Source organism: Bacillus sp. GS3m_15504, from assembly GCF_055825275.1.
In genome coordinates, this window is record NZ_JBVVNL010000001.1 from 1191748 (window position 1) to 1209334 (window position 17587).

The 17587-nt window shown below is 35.9% G+C and carries 21 protein-coding genes and 1 pseudogene; 15 read left to right on the top strand and 7 right to left on the bottom strand.

Going from position 1 to position 17587, the window contains the following annotated elements:
• Window positions 1-9 precede the first annotated feature (9 nt).
• From AC0L0O_RS06395 to AC0L0O_RS06405, 3 genes are all read left to right on the top strand, one after another.
• Window positions 10-585: a biotin transporter BioY gene (locus tag AC0L0O_RS06395; protein WP_001093325.1), complete on the top strand. Its 576-nt coding sequence runs from the start codon at window positions 10-12 to the stop codon at window positions 583-585.
• A gap of 65 nt (window positions 586-650) precedes the next feature.
• Entirely contained in the window at window positions 651-2114 is a 1464-nt protein-coding gene (locus AC0L0O_RS06400; RefSeq protein WP_000513167.1) for an acyl-CoA synthetase, read from the top strand.
• Entirely contained in the window at window positions 2107-3198 is a 1092-nt protein-coding gene (locus tag AC0L0O_RS06405; RefSeq protein WP_134188416.1) for an acetyl-CoA C-acyltransferase, read from the top strand. The genes AC0L0O_RS06400 and AC0L0O_RS06405 overlap by 8 nt, the downstream gene beginning before the upstream one ends.
• 7 nt (window positions 3199-3205) lie before the next feature.
• Here AC0L0O_RS06405 and AC0L0O_RS06410 read toward each other — a convergent pair whose 3' ends face one another.
• Window positions 3206-3787: a DUF6434 domain-containing protein gene (locus tag AC0L0O_RS06410; protein ID WP_001247880.1), complete on the bottom strand. Its 582-nt coding sequence runs from the start codon at window positions 3785-3787 to the stop codon at window positions 3206-3208.
• A 104-nt stretch (window positions 3788-3891) separates the two neighbouring features.
• Here AC0L0O_RS06410 and AC0L0O_RS06415 point away from each other — a divergent pair, with 104 nt between their 5' ends.
• The gene (locus AC0L0O_RS06415; RefSeq protein ID WP_000432574.1) at window positions 3892-4335 is read left to right on the top strand and encodes an NUDIX hydrolase; all 444 of its coding nucleotides are present in this window, start codon (window positions 3892-3894) and stop codon (window positions 4333-4335) included.
• 44 nt (window positions 4336-4379) lie between these two features.
• Here AC0L0O_RS06415 and AC0L0O_RS06420 read toward each other — a convergent pair whose 3' ends face one another.
• Window positions 4380-5582 carry a serine-tRNA(Ala) deacylase AlaX gene (locus tag AC0L0O_RS06420; protein WP_000435893.1) on the bottom strand — a complete coding sequence of 401 codons (1203 nt, stop codon included), beginning with the start codon at window positions 5580-5582 and terminating at the stop codon, window positions 4380-4382.
• 137 nt (window positions 5583-5719) lie between these two features.
• On the opposite strand from AC0L0O_RS06420, the gene AC0L0O_RS06425 reads away from it, so the two are divergent.
• Window positions 5720-6127: a hypothetical protein gene (locus AC0L0O_RS06425; RefSeq protein WP_000965141.1), complete on the top strand. Its 408-nt coding sequence runs from the start codon at window positions 5720-5722 to the stop codon at window positions 6125-6127.
• A gap of 24 nt (window positions 6128-6151) precedes the next feature.
• Window positions 6152-6460: pseudogene (locus tag AC0L0O_RS06430) on the top strand (MDR family MFS transporter); the annotation flags it as partial.
• A 43-nt stretch (window positions 6461-6503) separates the two neighbouring features.
• Here AC0L0O_RS06430 and AC0L0O_RS06435 read toward each other — a convergent pair.
• Window positions 6504-6890 (bottom strand): Hsp20/alpha crystallin family protein, encoded by a 387-nt coding sequence (locus AC0L0O_RS06435; protein ID WP_000516742.1) that lies wholly within the window; start codon window positions 6888-6890, stop codon window positions 6504-6506.
• Window positions 6891-7014: 124 nt separating this feature from the next.
• Window positions 7015-7137: a small acid-soluble spore protein P gene (locus AC0L0O_RS06440; protein ID WP_000517650.1), complete on the bottom strand. Its 123-nt coding sequence runs from the start codon at window positions 7135-7137 to the stop codon at window positions 7015-7017.
• 121 nt (window positions 7138-7258) lie between these two features.
• On the opposite strand from AC0L0O_RS06440, the gene AC0L0O_RS06445 reads away from it, so the two are divergent.
• Together AC0L0O_RS06445 and pdaB are read left to right on the top strand one after the other, a co-directional pair.
• Window positions 7259-7522, top strand: a complete 264-nt coding sequence (locus AC0L0O_RS06445) for a hypothetical protein (RefSeq protein WP_001146294.1) — start codon at window positions 7259-7261, stop codon at window positions 7520-7522.
• A gap of 46 nt (window positions 7523-7568) precedes the next feature.
• A complete protein-coding gene (gene pdaB, locus AC0L0O_RS06450; RefSeq protein ID WP_000945995.1) occupies window positions 7569-8294 on the top strand; it encodes a polysaccharide deacetylase family sporulation protein PdaB in 726 nt (241 codons plus the stop codon).
• Between the two features lie 41 nt (window positions 8295-8335).
• On the opposite strand, the gene sspO is transcribed toward pdaB, so the two are convergent.
• Window positions 8336-8485, bottom strand: a complete 150-nt coding sequence (gene sspO / locus AC0L0O_RS06455) for an acid-soluble spore protein SspO (RefSeq protein WP_000518052.1) — start codon at window positions 8483-8485, stop codon at window positions 8336-8338.
• Between the two features lie 291 nt (window positions 8486-8776).
• On the opposite strand from sspO, the gene acnA reads away from it, so the two are divergent.
• Both acnA and AC0L0O_RS06465 read left to right on the top strand, forming a co-directional pair.
• Complete coding sequence (acnA, locus tag AC0L0O_RS06460; RefSeq protein ID WP_000238573.1) at window positions 8777-11500, top strand: aconitate hydratase AcnA; 2724 nt, start codon at window positions 8777-8779, stop codon at window positions 11498-11500.
• A 116-nt stretch (window positions 11501-11616) separates the two neighbouring features.
• A complete protein-coding gene (locus tag AC0L0O_RS06465) occupies window positions 11617-13266 on the top strand; it encodes an ABC transporter ATP-binding protein (RefSeq protein WP_000666351.1) in 1650 nt (549 codons plus the stop codon).
• 23 nt (window positions 13267-13289) lie between these two features.
• On the opposite strand, the gene AC0L0O_RS06470 is transcribed toward AC0L0O_RS06465, so the two are convergent.
• A complete protein-coding gene (locus AC0L0O_RS06470; protein WP_134188414.1) occupies window positions 13290-13547 on the bottom strand; it encodes a hypothetical protein in 258 nt (85 codons plus the stop codon).
• Between the two features lie 249 nt (window positions 13548-13796).
• Between AC0L0O_RS06470 and AC0L0O_RS06475 the strand changes: the two genes are divergently transcribed.
• The 5 genes from AC0L0O_RS06475 (at window position 13797) to tlp (ending at window position 16195) form a co-directional block, all read left to right on the top strand.
• Window positions 13797-14372, top strand: a complete 576-nt coding sequence (locus AC0L0O_RS06475) for a TlpA family protein disulfide reductase (protein WP_000269072.1) — start codon at window positions 13797-13799, stop codon at window positions 14370-14372.
• A 115-nt stretch (window positions 14373-14487) separates the two neighbouring features.
• Entirely contained in the window at window positions 14488-15435 is a 948-nt protein-coding gene (locus AC0L0O_RS06480) for a 3'-5' exonuclease (RefSeq protein WP_000526925.1), read from the top strand.
• Window positions 15436-15576: 141 nt separating this feature from the next.
• Entirely contained in the window at window positions 15577-15720 is a 144-nt protein-coding gene (locus AC0L0O_RS06485) for an FbpB family small basic protein (protein ID WP_001254697.1), read from the top strand.
• A 43-nt stretch (window positions 15721-15763) separates the two neighbouring features.
• Window positions 15764-15898 carry an acid-soluble spore protein SspN gene (gene sspN / locus AC0L0O_RS06490; RefSeq protein ID WP_000527987.1) on the top strand — a complete coding sequence of 45 codons (135 nt, stop codon included), beginning with the start codon at window positions 15764-15766 and terminating at the stop codon, window positions 15896-15898.
• Between the two features lie 99 nt (window positions 15899-15997).
• A complete protein-coding gene (gene tlp, locus AC0L0O_RS06495; protein ID WP_001133509.1) occupies window positions 15998-16195 on the top strand; it encodes a small acid-soluble spore protein Tlp in 198 nt (65 codons plus the stop codon).
• 28 nt (window positions 16196-16223) lie between these two features.
• On the opposite strand, the gene AC0L0O_RS06500 is transcribed toward tlp, so the two are convergent.
• Complete coding sequence (locus AC0L0O_RS06500) at window positions 16224-17516, bottom strand: glycoside hydrolase family 18 protein (RefSeq protein WP_000614849.1); 1293 nt, start codon at window positions 17514-17516, stop codon at window positions 16224-16226.
• Between the last annotated feature and the right edge of the window lie 71 nt (window positions 17517-17587).

The following is a 17587-nucleotide window of genomic DNA, read 5'->3' on the forward strand; positions in this document are numbered from 1 at the left end:
GAAGTAAATATGAATACAAAAAACTTAGTTTTCGTCGCTTTATTTAGTTCTATTATGGGAGTGTTAGGGTTAATACCTCCAATTGCTCTTTCTATTACACCAGTTCCAATTACATTACAATCACTTGGTGTTATGCTTGCTGGTGGATTGTTAGGATCACGTCTTGGTGCATTAAGCCAGCTTATTTTTTTACTTATTGTAGGAGTTGGAGCGCCATTACTTGCTGGTGGACGTGGTGGCTTTGGCGTATTTGTTGGGCCAAGTGCAGGATATTTACTTGGTTATATCGTTGGAGCATTTGTCATTGGTTACTTAATTGAGCATCTACGTGAAGTTTCTATTATAAAAGTATTATGCATTAATATAATTGGTGGTATTTTCGTAGTTTATGTATTTGGTATTACTGTACAAGCTTTCTTAATGGGTGTTTCCGTGTGGGAGACGATGAAAGTGAGTGCTGTGTTTTTACCAGGAGATTGCATAAAAGCTATTATTGCAGCGATTCTTGTAACGAAATTACATCGTTCATTGAAACATATTATTACGCCTGCTCTAAAGAATGGGAAATATACAAATGCGGGATAAGAAAGAGAAGAAACACGTTTATTGCGTGTTTCTTTTTAGTATTTTGTAAAGAAAGGACATCTCATATGGGAATAACAAAAGAATATAAAAAACATGCCTCTTTACAACCGAATAAAATAGCAATAAAGGAAAATGATCGAGTCTTAACATATAAAGAGTGGTTTGAGTCAGTGTATAAAGTAGCAAACTGGTTGAATGAAAAAGAATCGAAGAATAAAACGATAGCAATTGTATTAGAAAATCGTATAGAGTTTTTACAACTATTCGCTGGTGCTGCTATGGCAGGATGGGTTTGTGTGCCACTAGATATAAAGTGGAAACAAGATGAGCTCAAAGAAAGAATTGCAATTAGCAATCCGGATATGATTGTGACAGAGAGATATAAGTTAAATGATTTACCGGATGAAGAAGGAAGAGTAATTGAAATTGATGAGTGGAAAAGGATGATTGAGAAATATCTTCCTACATATTTCCCTATAGAGAATGTACAAAATGCTCCTTTTTATATGGGATTCACATCAGGATCGACTGGGAAAGCAAAAGCGTTTTTACGTGCGCAACAATCGTGGCTTCATAGTTTTGATTGTAATGTACATGACTTTCATATGAAAAGAGAGGATTCGATTTTAATAGCTGGGACGCTTGTTCATTCTCTTTTCTTATACGGGGCAATAAGCGCATTATATGTAGGACAAACGGTTCACATTATGAGAAAGTTCATTCCAAATCAAGTACTAGATAAGTTAGAAGCTGAAAATATATCAGTTATGTATACAGTTCCGACAATGCTTGAAGCTTTATATAAAGAAAATAGAGTGATAGAAAATAAAATGAAAATTATTTCGTCAGGGGCGAAATGGGAAGCTGGAGCGAAAGAAAAAATAAAGAATATATTTCCTTATGCGAAAAGATATGAATTTTATGGTGCATCGGAACTGAGTTTTGTAACAGCATTAGTTGATGAAGAGAGCGAAAGAAGGCCAAATTCAGTAGGGAAACCTTGTCACAATGTGCAAGTTCGAGTATGTAATGAGGCAGGAAAAGAAGTACAGAAAGGTGAGATAGGAACTGTTTATGTGAAAAGTGATCAGTTTTTTATGGGATACATAATAGATGGGGTTTTAGCACGGGAGTTGAATGCAGATGGCTGGATGACAGTGCGAGATGTAGGTTATGAAGATGAAGAAGGATTTATTTATATTATCGGTAGAGAGAAGAATATGATTTTATTTGGAGGAATTAATATTTTCCCAGAAGAAATAGAAAGCGTATTACATGAACATCCAGCTGTTGATGAAATAGTTGTAATTGGTGTGGAAGATAGTTACTGGGGTGAAAAACCTGTCGCGATTGTAAAAGGAAGTGCTACGAGGCAACAATTAAAGCGTTTTTGCTTACAAAGATTATCCTCTTTTAAAATACCGAAAGAATGGTATTTTGTAGATGAAATACCGTATACAAATAGCGGGAAAATCGCTCGTATGGAAGCAAAGAGTATCATTGAAAATCAGGAGAAAATATATGAATAGAGCAGTTATTGTAGAAGCGAAAAGGACACCTATTGGTAAGAAGAATGGGATGTTAAAAGACTATGAAGTTCAGCAATTAGCAGCACCGCTTCTTACATTTTTAAGTAAAGGAATGGAGAGAGCGATAGACGATGTCATATTAGGGAATGTTGTTGGGCCAGGAGGGAATGTTGCGAGATTATCTGCTTTAGAAGCAGGGCTTGGTCATCATATTCCGGGTGTAACGATTGACCGACAATGTGGTGCCGGATTGGAAGCGATTCGCACCGCATGTCATTTCATTCAAGGCGGGGGCGGTAAGTGTTATATCGCCGGAGGAGTAGAGAGTACAAGTACGTCACCTTTTCAAAATAGGGCGCGATTTTCACCAGAAACAATTGGCGATCCTAATATGGGAGTAGCGGCTGAGTATGTTGCAGAAAGTTATAACATCACGAGAGAAATGCAAGACGAGTATGCATGCCTCAGTTATAAACGAACACTGCAAGCATTAGCAAAAGGATATATACATGAGGAAATATTGTCTTTTAATGGATTGGTAGATGAATCCATTAAGCCAGAAATGAATTATGAACGAATCATTAAAAGAACAAAACCTGCATTTTTACACAATGGTACAGTAACGGCAGGTAATTCGTGCGGTGTAAATGATGGAGCATGTGCCGTTCTTGTAATGGAAGAGGGACAAGCCCGAAAATTAGGATACAAGCCTGTACTTCGTTTCGTTCGTAGTGCTGTAGTTGGAGTGGATCCTAACCTTCCGGGGACTGGTCCGATATTTGCGGTGAACAAATTATTAAACGAAAGGAATATGAAAGTAGAGGACATCGATTATTTTGAAATAAATGAAGCATTTGCCTCAAAAGTTGTAGCTTGTGCAAAGGAGTTACAAATTCCTTTCGGAAAATTAAATGTAAATGGTGGGGCAATTGCGCTTGGTCATCCGTACGGTGCATCTGGGGCTATGCTTGTAACGCGCTTGTTTTATCAGGCGAAACGAGAGCGTATGAAATATGGAATCGCAACGTTAGGAATAGGGGGCGGGGTAGGTCTTGCACTATTATTTGAGAAAGTAGAAGACTAGAAAGGAACTAGTTTTCTACTTTCTGAGGAACATAAGCATTGCTACCAGGTTTTGCTTTTATTTCATTCCAAGCAGCGATAGCATCAGCTTTTGATTTTCCTTTATTATTTGGATCTTCGAAAAAGTCACGAGTAAAGCGATTGTATTCAAATTGTGCACTGATCGTTGTTTTGTATGTAGGGTCTTTTTTTCGTTCGTTTTCTTCATGCCAAAAAGCTACCGCGTCTTCATATGTTTTTCCAATATTCTCTTTGAAAAATTTTTGAAGAGCTACTGTAAAGCGGAAGTTTGCTCCAATTTTTTCTTTGAAAAAGGCCCGAACCTCTTCGCTACAGCGGTGATTTTCAGTGATAACAGTTTGAAGAGAAAGGTCTTTATAAGAGAGAGAAGTTTTACTCGCTTTTGGACCAGAGCTGTTTTTTAATATTTTACCAGTATGTAAATAATGTGAGATACGCTCGGTTATTTCAATCTTAGAGCCACTAGCTGGTAAACCATTCTTACGACAAAATGTTTGAAGTTCTGCTTTTAACCAATAATAGTTTTGGAAATCTTCAAGTGATATAGACTTTGTTAAAGATGGACGCATGAATGTAACAACTTCTTTCTTCCATAATTTTCTTTAATTATAAAACATACGTTCCTTTTGTGGAAGGATTTATTTGTAAATTTAATAGAAAGAGGAGATTGTATATGGAAAATGTAATGCAAGTTCGTGTTACTGGAATTTTAATTGAAGATGAAAAAGTATTGCTAGTAAAGCAAAAAGTTGCTAATCGGAATTGGTCTTTACCTGGAGGAAGAGTAGAGAATGGCGAAACGTTAGAGGAAGCAATGATTCGAGAAATGAGAGAAGAGACAGGGTTAGAAGTTAATATTCAGAAGCTACTCTATGTTTGTGATAAACCAGATGCACGCCCGTCTTTATTACATATAACGTTTTTGCTTGAAAGGATTGAAGGTGAAATTACGCTACCTTCTAACGAGTTTGATTATAATCCAATTTATGATGTGCAAATGATACCGATTAAAGATTTAAGTCAGTATGGTTTTTCGGAAACTTTTATCTCTCTTATAAGTGAAGGTTTTCTAAATGCAGGGAGTTATCAAGGGTTAAAACGAAATATAGGCCTATAAATATAGTGGAAGGATAGCCGTTAGCTATCCTTCATAAACAGGTTTTAGACTGCTGACTGTAAAGAAGAAATAAGTTGATTTAAAAACTCATCCCCGCTCATCATCGCTTTCCCACCGCCGCGAGCACTCTTTTTATTTCCGCCACCTTTTCCTTCAATTGTAGGAAGTGCCTCTTTTAAAAGAGCATTCATATCGAGTGTGACTGTTTTTCCACAAGCGAGGATGCATTGTAATTTGTCCTCGTTTTCAATAACGAAATATGTAATGGCATGCTCTTGTTGTTCTGTAATAATAGCGGATAGCTTTGCGATTTCTTGCATAGAACGATTTGTAAACACTTTAGAAATAAGTATGCCAGCATGTATTTTGGTAGGTTGTTGAAGTAGTTCGTTTGCCTCTGTATATAATAATTTTTCAGTCATTGTTTGCATTGCTTTTTCATTTTCTTTTTGAGAAGTAAGAAGTTGTGCTACTTTTGCTGGAATATCAGCTTCGCTACTGTTTAATTGTTTAGAAACATCCTTCATAATTTGTTGCTGTTGTCCCATTAATTTAAGTGTGCGCCAACCAGCGATAAATGTTAATCGTATGCCGCCTTTATTACGTTCCCATCCTAGTACTTGAATAGGCCCTACTTCACCTGTACGTTTCGGGTGTGTTCCGCCACAGCCGTTATAATCAAAGTTTTCGATCATAACAACGCGTATATTTTCTGTCATAGTCGGTTCTTTGCGAAGTGGTAATGTTTTCGCTTCTTCTAAGTTCATCCATTTAATAAGAATTGGATGATTTTCAAAAACAATTTTGTTCGCAATTTGTACTGCTTTTTCAACCGTTTCTGCATGTAAATTTTCTGTTTCTAAATCAATTGTTACCGTTTCTTTACCAAGATGGAATCCAATCGTAGGTATGTTAAAGTAATCCCAAAAAGCAGCAGATAAAATGTGCTGAGCCGCATGTTGTTGCATATGATCAAAACGGCGCTCCCAATTAATTTTACCTTCTACTTCTTCTGTATGTAATTGTTCTGCAATGAAGTGGCGGATTTCTTCGTCGACTTCTTCAACACCAAGTACAGCAATGCCATTTAAAGTTCCAGTATCATGGGGTTGCCCGCCACCTGTTGGGTAAAATGCCGTTTCGTTTAAAATAACGTATAAGTTACCGTCTTTATCATAATCTTGCTTTATAACTTTTGTAGTAAAGTCTTGCTTATAAGCGTCAGTGTAATATAATTTTTGCTCCAATTTTCTTTCCCCTTTCGTGTTCGCTAGTTTCATTGTAAAGCAATCGAAATTCGTTTCCTAATATTTCAGAAGAAAGAAACTATTTTTAGAATTTTCTTGCTATAATAAGAGGAAGAAAATGCGGGGGTGGAATGAATATGTTATATGAAAACGGCGTAGATAAACTGCTTAGTTTAAGCAAAAATATTTCTGAATTGTATCGAGAATTAAATGAAATGACCCGGATTTTAACGGATTGTAATCGAGAAAGCGTGAAGTTTGATCGGTTATATGTAAAAGAGGTACTGTGGAAGAAAGAAGATGTAATAGAAAAATATGACCAGCTACTTGTGCAACTTTGTATAAATGAATGCTTTGATTTAAAAAGTGTCATTACAGGGGAATATAAGTATACATATGAAGAAGTAGAAAACATCGTTTTACAATTTAATGAGAAGTATAATGTTGCAATTTTAATTAAAGATGTTTGTAAAGAATTACAGTTTACATATGGCATAGATATGGATATAACGAGAACTGCTCGGGTAACAACATCTCAAGTATAAAAAGGGAAAGAAAGCAGATCCTTTTGTACAATTATTTTTACAATTGGAGAAGTATTAATGTTTTCAATGACGGATGTATTTATTGATGATATAGCTGTTTCACATTTAAAAGGAACATATTTTGGAGCAATGGGATTTTCAGGGATTGGAGCAGTAATTGGTCCATGGTTTGGGGGCGTACTTCTTGATTATTACGGGTACCAAAATGGATTTGTAGTATTTTCAGCGTTAGCTATATTTTCAACTGTAGCATTTCCTGTACTTTTAATTACAAAAGGTTTATTGATAAAAAGATATGACAGAAATTCTAATATGGAAGTACATGCGAAATAAAATAAGCCCCAGTAGATGACTGGGGCTTATCTTTGTATTTATTTTAATTCTCAATTTGAAAAAGAACTTTCTCTTCATGTTTATTAGCTACTTCGTTTTTGGAAATATGAATGGCTAAAAATCCATTCTCTAAGCAGGCTAGCATCTTCTTATAAATAATAGTAGCGGGTAAAGGAATGTTCCGCTGCAAAGAAATATTTTTATGAAGTATGCAAATGTTTAGGCCTGTCTCCATCTTTTTAATAACTACATTTTGTTCAGTTACATTTGGTACATCTGTTTCCAAAATGTATTCTTGTTCCGTTTCACAAAGATCAATATGAATTTGATTTGGGAAACTAAAGTTACTACAAGAATCAGAACAAAATTGATCCATCCATTCTTCAAAACCATCAACATGAAAAAGACAATCCTTCTTTTTCTTGCCCATGTAAGACACCCTCCGTAAAATCTCAATTCATACTATGTTATGCATGAATGAAGTAGGGGTGAAGAATAAATGGAAAAATATAAACATTGTATGTGGAAAAAGTAGCTAGTGTGCACTTTTTGTTTTACATATCATGATGCGCATGATTCTTTTGGCGTGAATGGTTACGGTTTTTTACTTTATGAGATCCGCTTAATGGTTCAGGTTGTCCTTTTTTTTCTTTCGCTTCACGATTGTTTTTTCCCATTGTATGTGACACCTCCTCTTTCTCTTTAGAATGAGAGAAGTTTGCAAATTTATACGAGAATGTTTTTAGAAAAAAAGGTAAAGATAAATGGGACTAACTATTATGGAAAGGGGATTGTATAATGCCATATCATAAAGATAAACAACAAGCGTTTCAAGCAGCTCAGCAAGGAGTTACACAAGCGGAAAATGCATTTAACAACATTGTGAAAAACGATCCAAACTACGGTCATGATTTAAAAGAATTACGCCAAGAGGTTCAGGAAGCGTATGAACAGATTCAAAATGCACTAGAAGTAGCTTCGGAAACACAACGCCCACAACTTGAGCAATACGAAAATAATCTTCAAAATATTATGCAACATGTAGATCAATTAGAAAAGTAAATAAGGTTGTTGTGTATTCGACAACCTTATTACTTTAATAAATGTTATGTTAAGACAGAAAATTTTTCTATTCGTTTTTTCTTTATTATGCGCAGTACATATATTTCAAGTTGAAAAAGTGGAAGCGAAAATGTTGCTCAGAAAAGAGCTAGAACCAACTGGCTATGTAACATGGGAAGTACCTAATAATGAAAAGATTATTGCCATTACATTTGATGATGGACCAGATCCAACTTATACACCACAAATTTTAAATTTATTACGTCAATATAAAGCAGAAGCGACATTTTTTATGATCGGATTTCGAGTTCAGCGTAATCCATATTTAGTGAAACAAGTGTTAAAAGAAGGACATGAAATTGGAAATCATACGATGAACCATTTGTATGCGAGTAATTCTTCAGATGAAAAATTAGAAAACGATATTTTAGATGGAAAGAAATTTTTCAAAAAATGGGTGAAAGAACCTTTACTATTCCGTCCACCTGGCGGATATATTAACGATGCTGTATTTAAAACAGCGAAAGAAGCTGGTTATCAAACTGTTCTATGGTCGTGGCATCAAGATCCACGTGATTGGGCAAATCCAGGGGTTGAATCCATTGTAAATCATGTATTGAAAAATGCTAAAAGTGGCGATATTGTATTGTTACATGATGGAGGAAATAATCGTAGTCAAACAGTAGCAGCGCTAGCAAAAATTTTACCTGAACTGAAAAAGCAGGGCTATCGATTTGTAACGGTTTCGGAATTATTACGTTATAAACATTAGAAAAAATCCCAAAAGGTGAATGCTCCTTTTGGGATTTTTCGTTACTGGTTCTTTTTGCGTTTCTTATTATTTTGTCGTTCTGCAGGAGTTAAGTTTTCATTTGCAAACTCTTCGTTATAACCAGCACCTTGTCCTTGTGCAGATGCCGCATTCATTCCTGAAATAGTATGATTTGCTTTTCTTTTACCCATTTTATTTCACCTCTATAACTTTTTTTGTAAGTTGAATGATGAGCAGTTCATAGTATGTATGAACTGTAAGTAAAGCGTTAATAGAGCACTTTACTTTATGGTAATAGTATTCATAAGGAGCATGAAAGCTATTCAAATTTAGAAACATAAAGAAAACTTATGATAATCTATAAGTTTCTTATTATTTACTTATTTAGAAAGTTGTAATAAGATATTATCGTAAGGTATTGAAAAGTTTGTCTACATTTTATATTCAGACAACTTAGTCACGTTTAACAGGGGGGAAACATAATGGTCAAACATAATCCATTTCAATCACGTGCAACTTTTGAAGTAGATGGAAAAACGTATCATTATTATGATTTGAAAGCGCTTGAAAATGCAGGGGTTGGCAACGTATCTCAATTACCATATTCCGTGAAAGTTTTACTTGAATCAGTACTTCGTCAAGTAGACGGACGTGTAATCACAGAAGAGCATGTTACAAATTTAGCGAAATGGGGAACGAAAGATGTGCAAGATATCGATGTTCCATTTAAACCATCTCGTGTAATTTTACAAGATTTCACTGGTGTTCCAGCTGTTGTTGATTTGGCTTCGCTTCGTAAAGCAATGGCAGACATGGGTGGGGATCCTGATAAAATTAATCCGGAAATTACTGTAGACCTTGTAATTGATCACTCTGTACAGGTTGATAGAGCGGGTACGGCAGACGCGCTTGCATTCAACATGGACTTAGAGTTTAAACGTAATGAAGAACGTTATAAATTTTTAAGCTGGGCACAAAAATCATTTGATAACTACCGTGCAGTTCCACCAGCTACAGGTATTGTACACCAAGTAAACCTTGAATATTTAGCACCAGTTGTTCACGCTGTGAAAAATGCTGAAGGTGACTTAGTTGCATACCCAGATTCATTAGTTGGAACAGACTCACATACAACAATGATTAACGGTATCGGCGTTCTTGGATGGGGCGTTGGTGGTATTGAAGCAGAAGCAGGAATGCTTGGACAGCCTTCATACTTCCCAGTACCTGAAGTAATCGGTGTGAAATTAACGGGTACACTTCCAAGTGGTACTACAGCAACTGACGTTGCATTAAAAGTAACACAAGTATTACGTCAAAAAGGTGTAGTTGGTAAATTCGTTGAGTTCTTCGGTAATGGCTTAAAGAGCATGCCTTTAGCTGACCGTGCGACAATTTCAAATATGGCGCCAGAATACGGCGCAACTTGTGGATTCTTCCCAATCGACGAAATTTCATTAGAATACTTGCGTTTAACAGGTAGAGATGAAGAACAAATTCGCGTTGTTGAAGAATACTGTAAAGCGAACGGCCTATTCTATACAGCAGACAGCAAAGATCCAATTTACACTGATCTTGTTGAAATTGATTTAAATACAATCGAATCTAACCTTTCTGGACCGAAACGCCCACAAGATTTAATTCCACTTTCAGATATGAAAGATGCGTTCCACAAAGCTGTTGTAGCACCAGTTGGAACACAAGGACTTGGATTTAATGAGCAAGAGTTCGATAAAGAAGTGAAGGTTACATTAGAAGATAAAGAAGTAACGATGAAAACAGGTGCAATTGCAATCGCTGCAATTACAAGCTGTACAAATACATCAAACCCATACGTATTAATTGGGGCAGGTTTAGTTGCGAAGAAAGCAATTGAAAAAGGACTTAAAGTACCTGAGTACGTAAAAACATCATTAGCACCAGGATCTAAAGTTGTTACTGAATACTTAGATAAATCAGGTTTAACAACATATTTAGACCAATTAGGTTTCCAAACAGTTGGTTACGGCTGTACGACTTGTATCGGTAACTCTGGTCCATTAGCACCGGAATTAGAAGAAGCAATCGCAGCAAACGATTTATTAGTAACATCTGTTTTATCTGGTAACCGTAACTTTGAAGGTCGTATTCACCCGCTTGTAAAAGCGAACTACTTAGCATCACCACCACTTGTTGTGGCTTATGCACTTGCAGGTACTGTTGATATTGACCTGAAAAATGATGAAATCGGTAAAGATGCAAATGGCAATGCTGTTTACTTCAATGACATTTGGCCATCAGCTAAAGAAATTGAAGATGTAGTCCAAAGTGTTGTTACATCTGAACTGTTCAAGAAAGAATATGCACAAGTATTTAACAGCAATGAGCGTTGGAATGAAATCCAAACTTCAAACGAAGCTTTATATACTTGGGATAATGATTCAACATACATTCAAAACCCACCATTCTTTGAAGGTTTATCTAAAGAGCCAGGTGAAGTTGAAACGTTATCGGGCTTACGCGTAGTTGGTAAATTTGGTGACTCTGTAACGACAGACCACATTTCACCAGCAGGTTCAATCGGTAAGCACACACCAGCTGGACGCTACTTATTAGAAAACGGCGTACAACCAGTTGACTTTAACTCTTACGGTTCTCGTCGTGGTAACCATGAAGTTATGATGCGTGGTACATTCGCGAACATCCGTATTAAAAACCAAATCGCACCAGGAACAGAAGGCGGATATACAACATACTGGCCAACTGGTGAAGTAACATCTATCTATGATGCTGCTATGAAATATAAAGAAGATGGCACAGGCCTTTTAGTTGTTGCTGGTAAAGATTACGGTATGGGAAGTTCTCGTGACTGGGCTGCAAAAGGTACAAACTTATTAGGTATTAAAGCAGTAATCGCAGAAAGCTTCGAGCGTATTCACCGCAGTAACTTAGTGTTAATGGGCGTATTACCACTTCAATTTAAAGATGGCGAAAGCGCTGAAACATTAGGTCTTGTTGGTAACGAGTCATTTGAAATTCAAATTGACAAAACAGTTAGACCGCGCGATCTTGTAAAAGTAGTTGCAACTGATCTAGATGGCAACGAAAAACAATTTGAAGTAGTAGCTCGTTTCGATAGTGAAGTTGAAATTGACTACTACCGTCACGGTGGTATTCTGCAAATGGTTCTTCGTGAGAAAATTGAAGAGTCTAAAGTGTCGAACTAAACAATTGAAATGAATGATAAGGAAGCTAACAACTGTTAGCTTCCTTATTTTATGGAAAGGGATGAAACCAAATGGTTTCATCCCTTTCTTTTTACTATAAAAATGGAGGGAATACTATGAAAGAATATAAAAGAATTTTGTTACCGTTACAGAAAGAAAAAATATTAGTAATAGCAGCTGTATGCAGTGGGATTTTTGCAGCTATTTTAAATCTATCCCGTCCACTATTCATGGGACTAATTGTAGATAACCTAATTCAACGAGAGCTGAAGGGAGCGTATTTTTACATTACTTTGTTTACAGTTACCCGCTTATTGATGTGGGTGAACAATCTTTCATTTGATTATGTAAGCTCAAAAGCGAGCCAGCGAATATTACGAGAGAAGCGTATAGATGTATTGCGCCATTTTTTCCTATTACCGTTTGAAGAGAGTGAGAAAATCAAACAAGGAGAGCTAGAAACGTTAGTCGTATCTGATATTCCGAACTGGGTCAGGTTATATGATTCTATATTAATAGAATATATACACGCCATTGCGCAATTTATCGGTGCGATCATAGCACTACAACATATAGATATACAGTTTATATTGTGGGTAACTCCATTTTTATTTTTAAGTGCAATGGTTCCAATGCTTTTAGGGAAAAAGGTAAGAAATATTGCCAGTATTGCTCAAAAAAATCAATCAACTGTTGTAGAGACGATGTCACAGTTTGTAAAAGGAGCACAAGATTTACGTAGTTTACAAAAAGAAAAGTGGGCCATTCGCTTATTTAAGGGAGTAACGGCACAATCTTATAAATCGGAAGTAAAGAAGACGATGATGCAGCACTGCATTGGGGTAGTTGGAACAGTGATTGAAACAGGAGCATATATCGTTGTTCTTATTATCGGTGCGCAAAAAATAATGCAGGGCGAAATGGAAGTTGGTTCACTTGTTGCAGTTTTAGCGACAATAGAGATGCTCTTTTTCCCTGTCCGTTATGTGGGAGATTTATTAATGATGTCACAAGTTGCAGTTGCTTCGGCAAGTAGAGTGTTTTCCTTTTTAGATAAACGAGTAGCAAATAGTAATGTAGAAAGAGCGATGGGGATGACAATAACAAATGTCTCATTTCAGGAAAATGATGAAGAGAAATGTAGAATTTATAATATTGATTTGCAAATTCAACCTGGTGAACTCATTATAATCGTGGGGGAAAGTGGTGTAGGAAAAACAACGCTTTTAAAATTAATGACAGGTTTGTATAAACCATCTAACGGTAGCATTACTTATTATGGAAATGAGGCTCAATTGACTACAGTGTGGCAAGAACCTCGTTTCTTTCGGGTGACAGTAAAAGAGAATATGTATTTTGGGGAAGAGAGGCTAGAAAACGAGTTAGAAAAAAATGCTGAACTTGTCAATGTAACGCCGATTATTAGGGGGTTACCTGAAGGTCTTCAAACTGTACTACATAAAAGCGGTGAAGAGTTTTCAGGGGGAGAAAGAAAACGCCTTGCGTTATTGCGAGCAATTGTTTCAAATCCTCATCTTATTATTTTAGATGAACCGACCGCGGGATTAGATCCGAACAATCAAGAATTTGTTTGGAATATGATAGAAGAACTAGGAAGTGAGGTCACGAGAATTGTGGCAACACATGATGTAGAGAAAGTAATACTAGCAGATCGCGTTGTTATCATGAAAGAAGGAAGTATTGTAGCATGTGGAAGTCCTGAAAAATTAATAAATAGTCATTCATTTTTTAAGAGATGTGAATAAAGATAAGAGCATTGCTCTTATCTTTATTCAGCGTCATTTATTTGATACTCGATAGATTCTGAATGATTCAGATCAACGTTAAAGGTAGCAGTCATAAGGAAAGTTGTAATTCCAAGAGTTAAGAAAAGGACGAATGAGACTAGAGAAACGTAGAGACAAATACGCCCTACTTTCTTTTTCTCAAGATCGTTACTAAAGAGTGAAATGATCCATGTAATAATACCGATTGGGTATAAAAGAAAACTAAGAATATATAATGTTATTTTTTCGAATGAATTCATAAAAAATCCCCCTTTTGTTGAAGTTTGTATAACTACGAAAGTAAAAAGGTGAATGGGCCCATAATTAGAAAAACAATACTTCATTTGTTTTTCTAATTATATGATGAAAAGGAAAAAACCACACTTCAAATGAGAATATTCTAATTATTTCGACTGTGAATATTTCCAAGCTTGTCCGTATAAGCTAAAATAAGGTATATAGCATTTTGGTGAATATGTTACAAGACAAACACGTTAGGGTGATATAAAATGTGGCGGAAGCTTACGATTATTGTAGTGTTACTTTGTTTAGCGGGATATGCAGCTTATGAACAGTTTGGTAAAAGCGATCAGGCGGCCCAAGGAGAGCAAGAAAAAAGTGAAGCTGCTATGAAAGAAATGATTGCAAGTAACGGTATTGAAATAGGAAAGAGTGCGCCAGACTTTGAATTAACGAAGTTAGATGGAACGAATATAAAGTTATCGGATTTGAAAGGAAAAAAGGTGATTTTAAACTTTTGGGCAACGTGGTGTGGACCTTGCCAGCAAGAAATGCCGGATATGGAAGCTTTCTATAAAAAACATAAAGATAACGTAGAAATTTTAGCAATAAATTATACGCCTTCCGAAAAAGGTGGAGGAGTAGAAAAGGTAAGTAATTTTGCGAAGGAAAAAGGAATTACATTTCCTATCTTATTGGACAAGAACATTGATGTAACAACAGCCTATAAAGTCATTACGATCCCAACTTCGTATTTTATAGATACGAAAGGTGTTATTCAAGATAAGTTCATTGGACCGATGACGCAAAAAGAGATGGAGAAACGAATTGCTAAATTAAAATAAAGGCGAAAAGGTAGAGGTGGAAAGTAGCCATTTCTGCCTTTTCTTTTTCACGTAGTGATAGCAGCATGTTATGATAAAAGAAATATAAACGTTTAGAGATAAAGGAGGGGTTCAAGTGGGGAATATATCCTTACCGTTAGATTATGTTGTAATTGACTTTGAAACAACAGGATTTAACCCTTATAATGATAAAATCATTCAAGTGGCGGCAGTGAAATATCGTAATCATGAACTAGTAGATCAATTTGTTTCCTATGTGAATCCGAAGCGTCCAATCCCGGACCGAATAACGAGTTTAACAGGTATTACAAATTATCGTGTTTCGGATGCACCGACGATTGAAGAAGTGTTACCTTTATTTTTAGCATTTTTACATACAAATGTAATTGTCGCTCATAATGCATCTTTTGATATGCGCTTTTTGAAAAGTAATGTGAATATGCTTGGTTTACCGGAACCGAAAAATAAAGTGATTGATACTGTATTTTTAGCGAAGAAATATATGAAGCACGCTCCTAATCATAAACTTGAAACGTTAAAGCGAATGCTTGGAATTCGTTTGAGTTCTCATAATGCATTTGATGATTGTATTACGTGTGCAGCAGTTTATCAAAAATGTGCCTCTATTGAAGAAGAGGCGAAAAGGAAATCGAATACAGAAGTACTTGATGAGACAGCAGTATATGAAGCGGTAAAAGAGATACTTGTACGAAATAAACGTGATATTGAATGGATTCGTTGCATGAATGTAGGAAGCTATTTAGATATAAAAGCTTTTTATCCAGTTATGAGATTAAAGGTAAAAGGGCGAAAGAAATACGTATTAACAGACATATTAGAAGATGATGTGAAAGAAATATGTACGAGTTTAGCCTGTGAACCGGCGTTAAAAAGTGAAGTTGGTAACACGAGAATTATGCTTAATTGCTTAGAGGACGTCCTGAAATTAGAAAGTTATATTTTAGAACAGTATGATTTCGTACTGCAAGCGCTGCATGATTATAAACAAAGTGAAATGAATGCAGATGAAAAGTTAAAAGAGTATTTAAATATTATGGTATGAAAAACTCCGTGTACGTTTTATTGTACACGGAGTTTTTTTAGGAGTATTAAAACATAAAATTTTCTTGCAAATCTGATTAAAGAGTTTTTCCTTTGCTCATACTATGTATAGTAAGAATGAGAAGGAGAGAGGGTGAACAGCATGAGAAGAAGTCGTCGCAAATCATTTGACGAACTTGTGAAAGAAAATAAACAACAATTATTAAGCGATCGTGATGCAATCGATCGTATTGAAGAGCGTATTGAAAAACGTTATGAAATGAAACTTTTTAAGCAAGCTGAATAATTCTTAACACTAGTACGATACTAGTGTTAAGGAGGCGATAGTAATGGGTAATCCGAAAAAGAATTCAAAAGACTTTGCACCGAATCATATTGGAACACAATCAAAAAAAGCTGGTGGCAATAAAGGGAAGCAAATGCAAGACCAAACGGGTAAACAACCGATTGTTGATAACGGTTAAAGAAAAGGAGAATATTGTATTCTCCTTTTTTATGTATAAATTTGAGGGAAGATAGGTAATTTAAGATGGTGTGTATATACAATATTAGGAGGAAAGTACATGCCAAATCCAGATAATCGAAGTGATAACGCTGAAAAGTTACAAGAAATGGTGCAAAATACAATTGATAACTTTAATGAAGCAAAAGAAACAGCGGAGCTTTCTAATGAAAAAGACCGTTCTGCTATTGAAGCAAAAAATCAAAGACGTTTAGAAAGTATTGACTCATTAAAAAGTGAAATCAAAGATGAATCTTAACAGAATGTACAAAAAGGGCTGACTTTTGTCAGCCCTTTTTCGTAATCGTAAAGTTTTCAACAAGTAAACGCCAATTTTGCGGGAATGGTAAACCAATCTTCCAATAACTAATACCACCTATACCTTGTTCTTTCATTAAATTAAACTTACTTTGAACAGACCGTGAATCTTCAAACCAAACTTCGTGTTGTACACCATTTTCATCGAAATAATTAAAATGAGGAGCCTGTGCTGTGAAATCATAGCGGATCGGAACATTGTATTTACGAGCTAGTGCAACAGCTGCGACAGAGCTAATTGCTTTTGCAGGCGGATTTCCTTCTTTGAATGGAAGTTTCCAATCGAATCCGTATAAATTTTGTCCCATCATAATTTTTTGCGGAGGCATTTGAGATTTTGCGTATTGAAGTACTTCTTTTACAGGACCGATAGGAGAAATAGCCATCGGCGGCCCGCCCTGCCAACCCCAGTCGTATGTCATAATGACGACGAAATCAACAATTTGACCTTGTGCTTTATAATCATGAGCTTCGAAAAATTTTCCCTTTTGATTTGAACTTGTTTTCGGTACAAGTGTTGTACTTAATGTGTACCCGTTAGGTAAGCGTGTTTTTACATTTCGTAAAAAGCGATTATACGCTTCGCGATCTTCAGGTGCCACGCTCTCAAAGTCAAAATGAATGTCTCGCATACCGTACTTCTCAGCTGTTTGCAAAATGTTTGTAATAAATTTATTTTGAATCGTTGCATCACGTAAAATAACGGATGTTAGATCGGCACTAAAGTTTCCATTTTCAATATTTGTAATAACGAGCATAGGAATGGTGTTTCCTTGCGTTGCAATATTAGCAATTTTAGCTGTTTCAGTTGGTTCTTTTAACGTACCATCTCTTTTTGCCTCGAAACTGAAGTAGGCTAAGTATGTTAAAAATGGATTAATAGCACGTGTAGAATTAACTAAACTTTCTTTAATGGGGATAGTTGAAGGTTGTAAATAAGCGATGGATTCTACTGCTCGTTTCGTCCCTTTTGGAATATATAATTGCTGGCCAACATGGAGAATGGATTTTAAAGATAAATTATTCACTTTAGCTAAACTAGCGAGAGGAACGTTATATGTTTGAGAGATTCGATATAGGCTGTCGCCAGGCTGTACATAATAATTATTCCCTTTCGTATTCACAATTAGTGCCTGACCAACAACGAGTGTTTCAGCTGGATTGAGTCCGTTGTCTTTTACTATCTCGTCAGGTGTTGATCCATATTTTGATGCCAAGCTATATACGCTATCACCGCTGCGAACCGTTACAATTTGAATCATATGCTTGCTCCTTTCGGTAAAAGATTCACTGTTTTTATTTTATTTTTGATTCCGCTGTATTATGATTAAAT

Bases quoted from the DNA above. Each gene is read 5' to 3' on its own strand.
- AC0L0O_RS06395 (WP_001093325.1), top strand. From the start codon at position 10: ATGAATACAAAAAACTTAGTTTTCGTCGCTTTATTTAGTTCTATTATG.
- AC0L0O_RS06400 (WP_000513167.1), top strand. From the start codon at position 651: ATGGGAATAACAAAAGAATATAAAAAACATGCCTCTTTACAACCGAAT.
- AC0L0O_RS06405 (WP_134188416.1), top strand. From the start codon at position 2,107: ATGAATAGAGCAGTTATTGTAGAAGCGAAAAGGACACCTATTGGTAAG.
- AC0L0O_RS06410 (WP_001247880.1), bottom strand. From the start codon at position 3,787: ATGCGTCCATCTTTAACAAAGTCTATATCACTTGAAGATTTCCAAAAC.
- AC0L0O_RS06415 (WP_000432574.1), top strand. From the start codon at position 3,892: ATGGAAAATGTAATGCAAGTTCGTGTTACTGGAATTTTAATTGAAGAT.
- AC0L0O_RS06425 (WP_000965141.1), top strand. From the start codon at position 5,720: ATGTTATATGAAAACGGCGTAGATAAACTGCTTAGTTTAAGCAAAAAT.
- AC0L0O_RS06435 (WP_000516742.1), bottom strand. From the start codon at position 6,890: ATGGGCAAGAAAAAGAAGGATTGTCTTTTTCATGTTGATGGTTTTGAA.
- AC0L0O_RS06440 (WP_000517650.1), bottom strand. From the start codon at position 7,137: ATGGGAAAAAACAATCGTGAAGCGAAAGAAAAAAAAGGACAACCTGAA.
- AC0L0O_RS06445 (WP_001146294.1), top strand. From the start codon at position 7,259: ATGCCATATCATAAAGATAAACAACAAGCGTTTCAAGCAGCTCAGCAA.
- pdaB (WP_000945995.1), top strand. From the start codon at position 7,569: ATGTTAAGACAGAAAATTTTTCTATTCGTTTTTTCTTTATTATGCGCA.
- sspO (WP_000518052.1), bottom strand. From the start codon at position 8,485: ATGGGTAAAAGAAAAGCAAATCATACTATTTCAGGAATGAATGCGGCA.
- acnA (WP_000238573.1), top strand. From the start codon at position 8,777: ATGGTCAAACATAATCCATTTCAATCACGTGCAACTTTTGAAGTAGAT.
- AC0L0O_RS06465 (WP_000666351.1), top strand. From the start codon at position 11,617: ATGAAAGAATATAAAAGAATTTTGTTACCGTTACAGAAAGAAAAAATA.
- AC0L0O_RS06470 (WP_134188414.1), bottom strand. From the start codon at position 13,547: ATGAATTCATTCGAAAAAATAACATTATATATTCTTAGTTTTCTTTTA.
- AC0L0O_RS06475 (WP_000269072.1), top strand. From the start codon at position 13,797: ATGTGGCGGAAGCTTACGATTATTGTAGTGTTACTTTGTTTAGCGGGA.
- AC0L0O_RS06485 (WP_001254697.1), top strand. From the start codon at position 15,577: ATGAGAAGAAGTCGTCGCAAATCATTTGACGAACTTGTGAAAGAAAAT.
- sspN (WP_000527987.1), top strand. From the start codon at position 15,764: ATGGGTAATCCGAAAAAGAATTCAAAAGACTTTGCACCGAATCATATT.
- tlp (WP_001133509.1), top strand. From the start codon at position 15,998: ATGCCAAATCCAGATAATCGAAGTGATAACGCTGAAAAGTTACAAGAA.
- AC0L0O_RS06500 (WP_000614849.1), bottom strand. From the start codon at position 17,516: ATGATTCAAATTGTAACGGTTCGCAGCGGTGATAGCGTATATAGCTTG.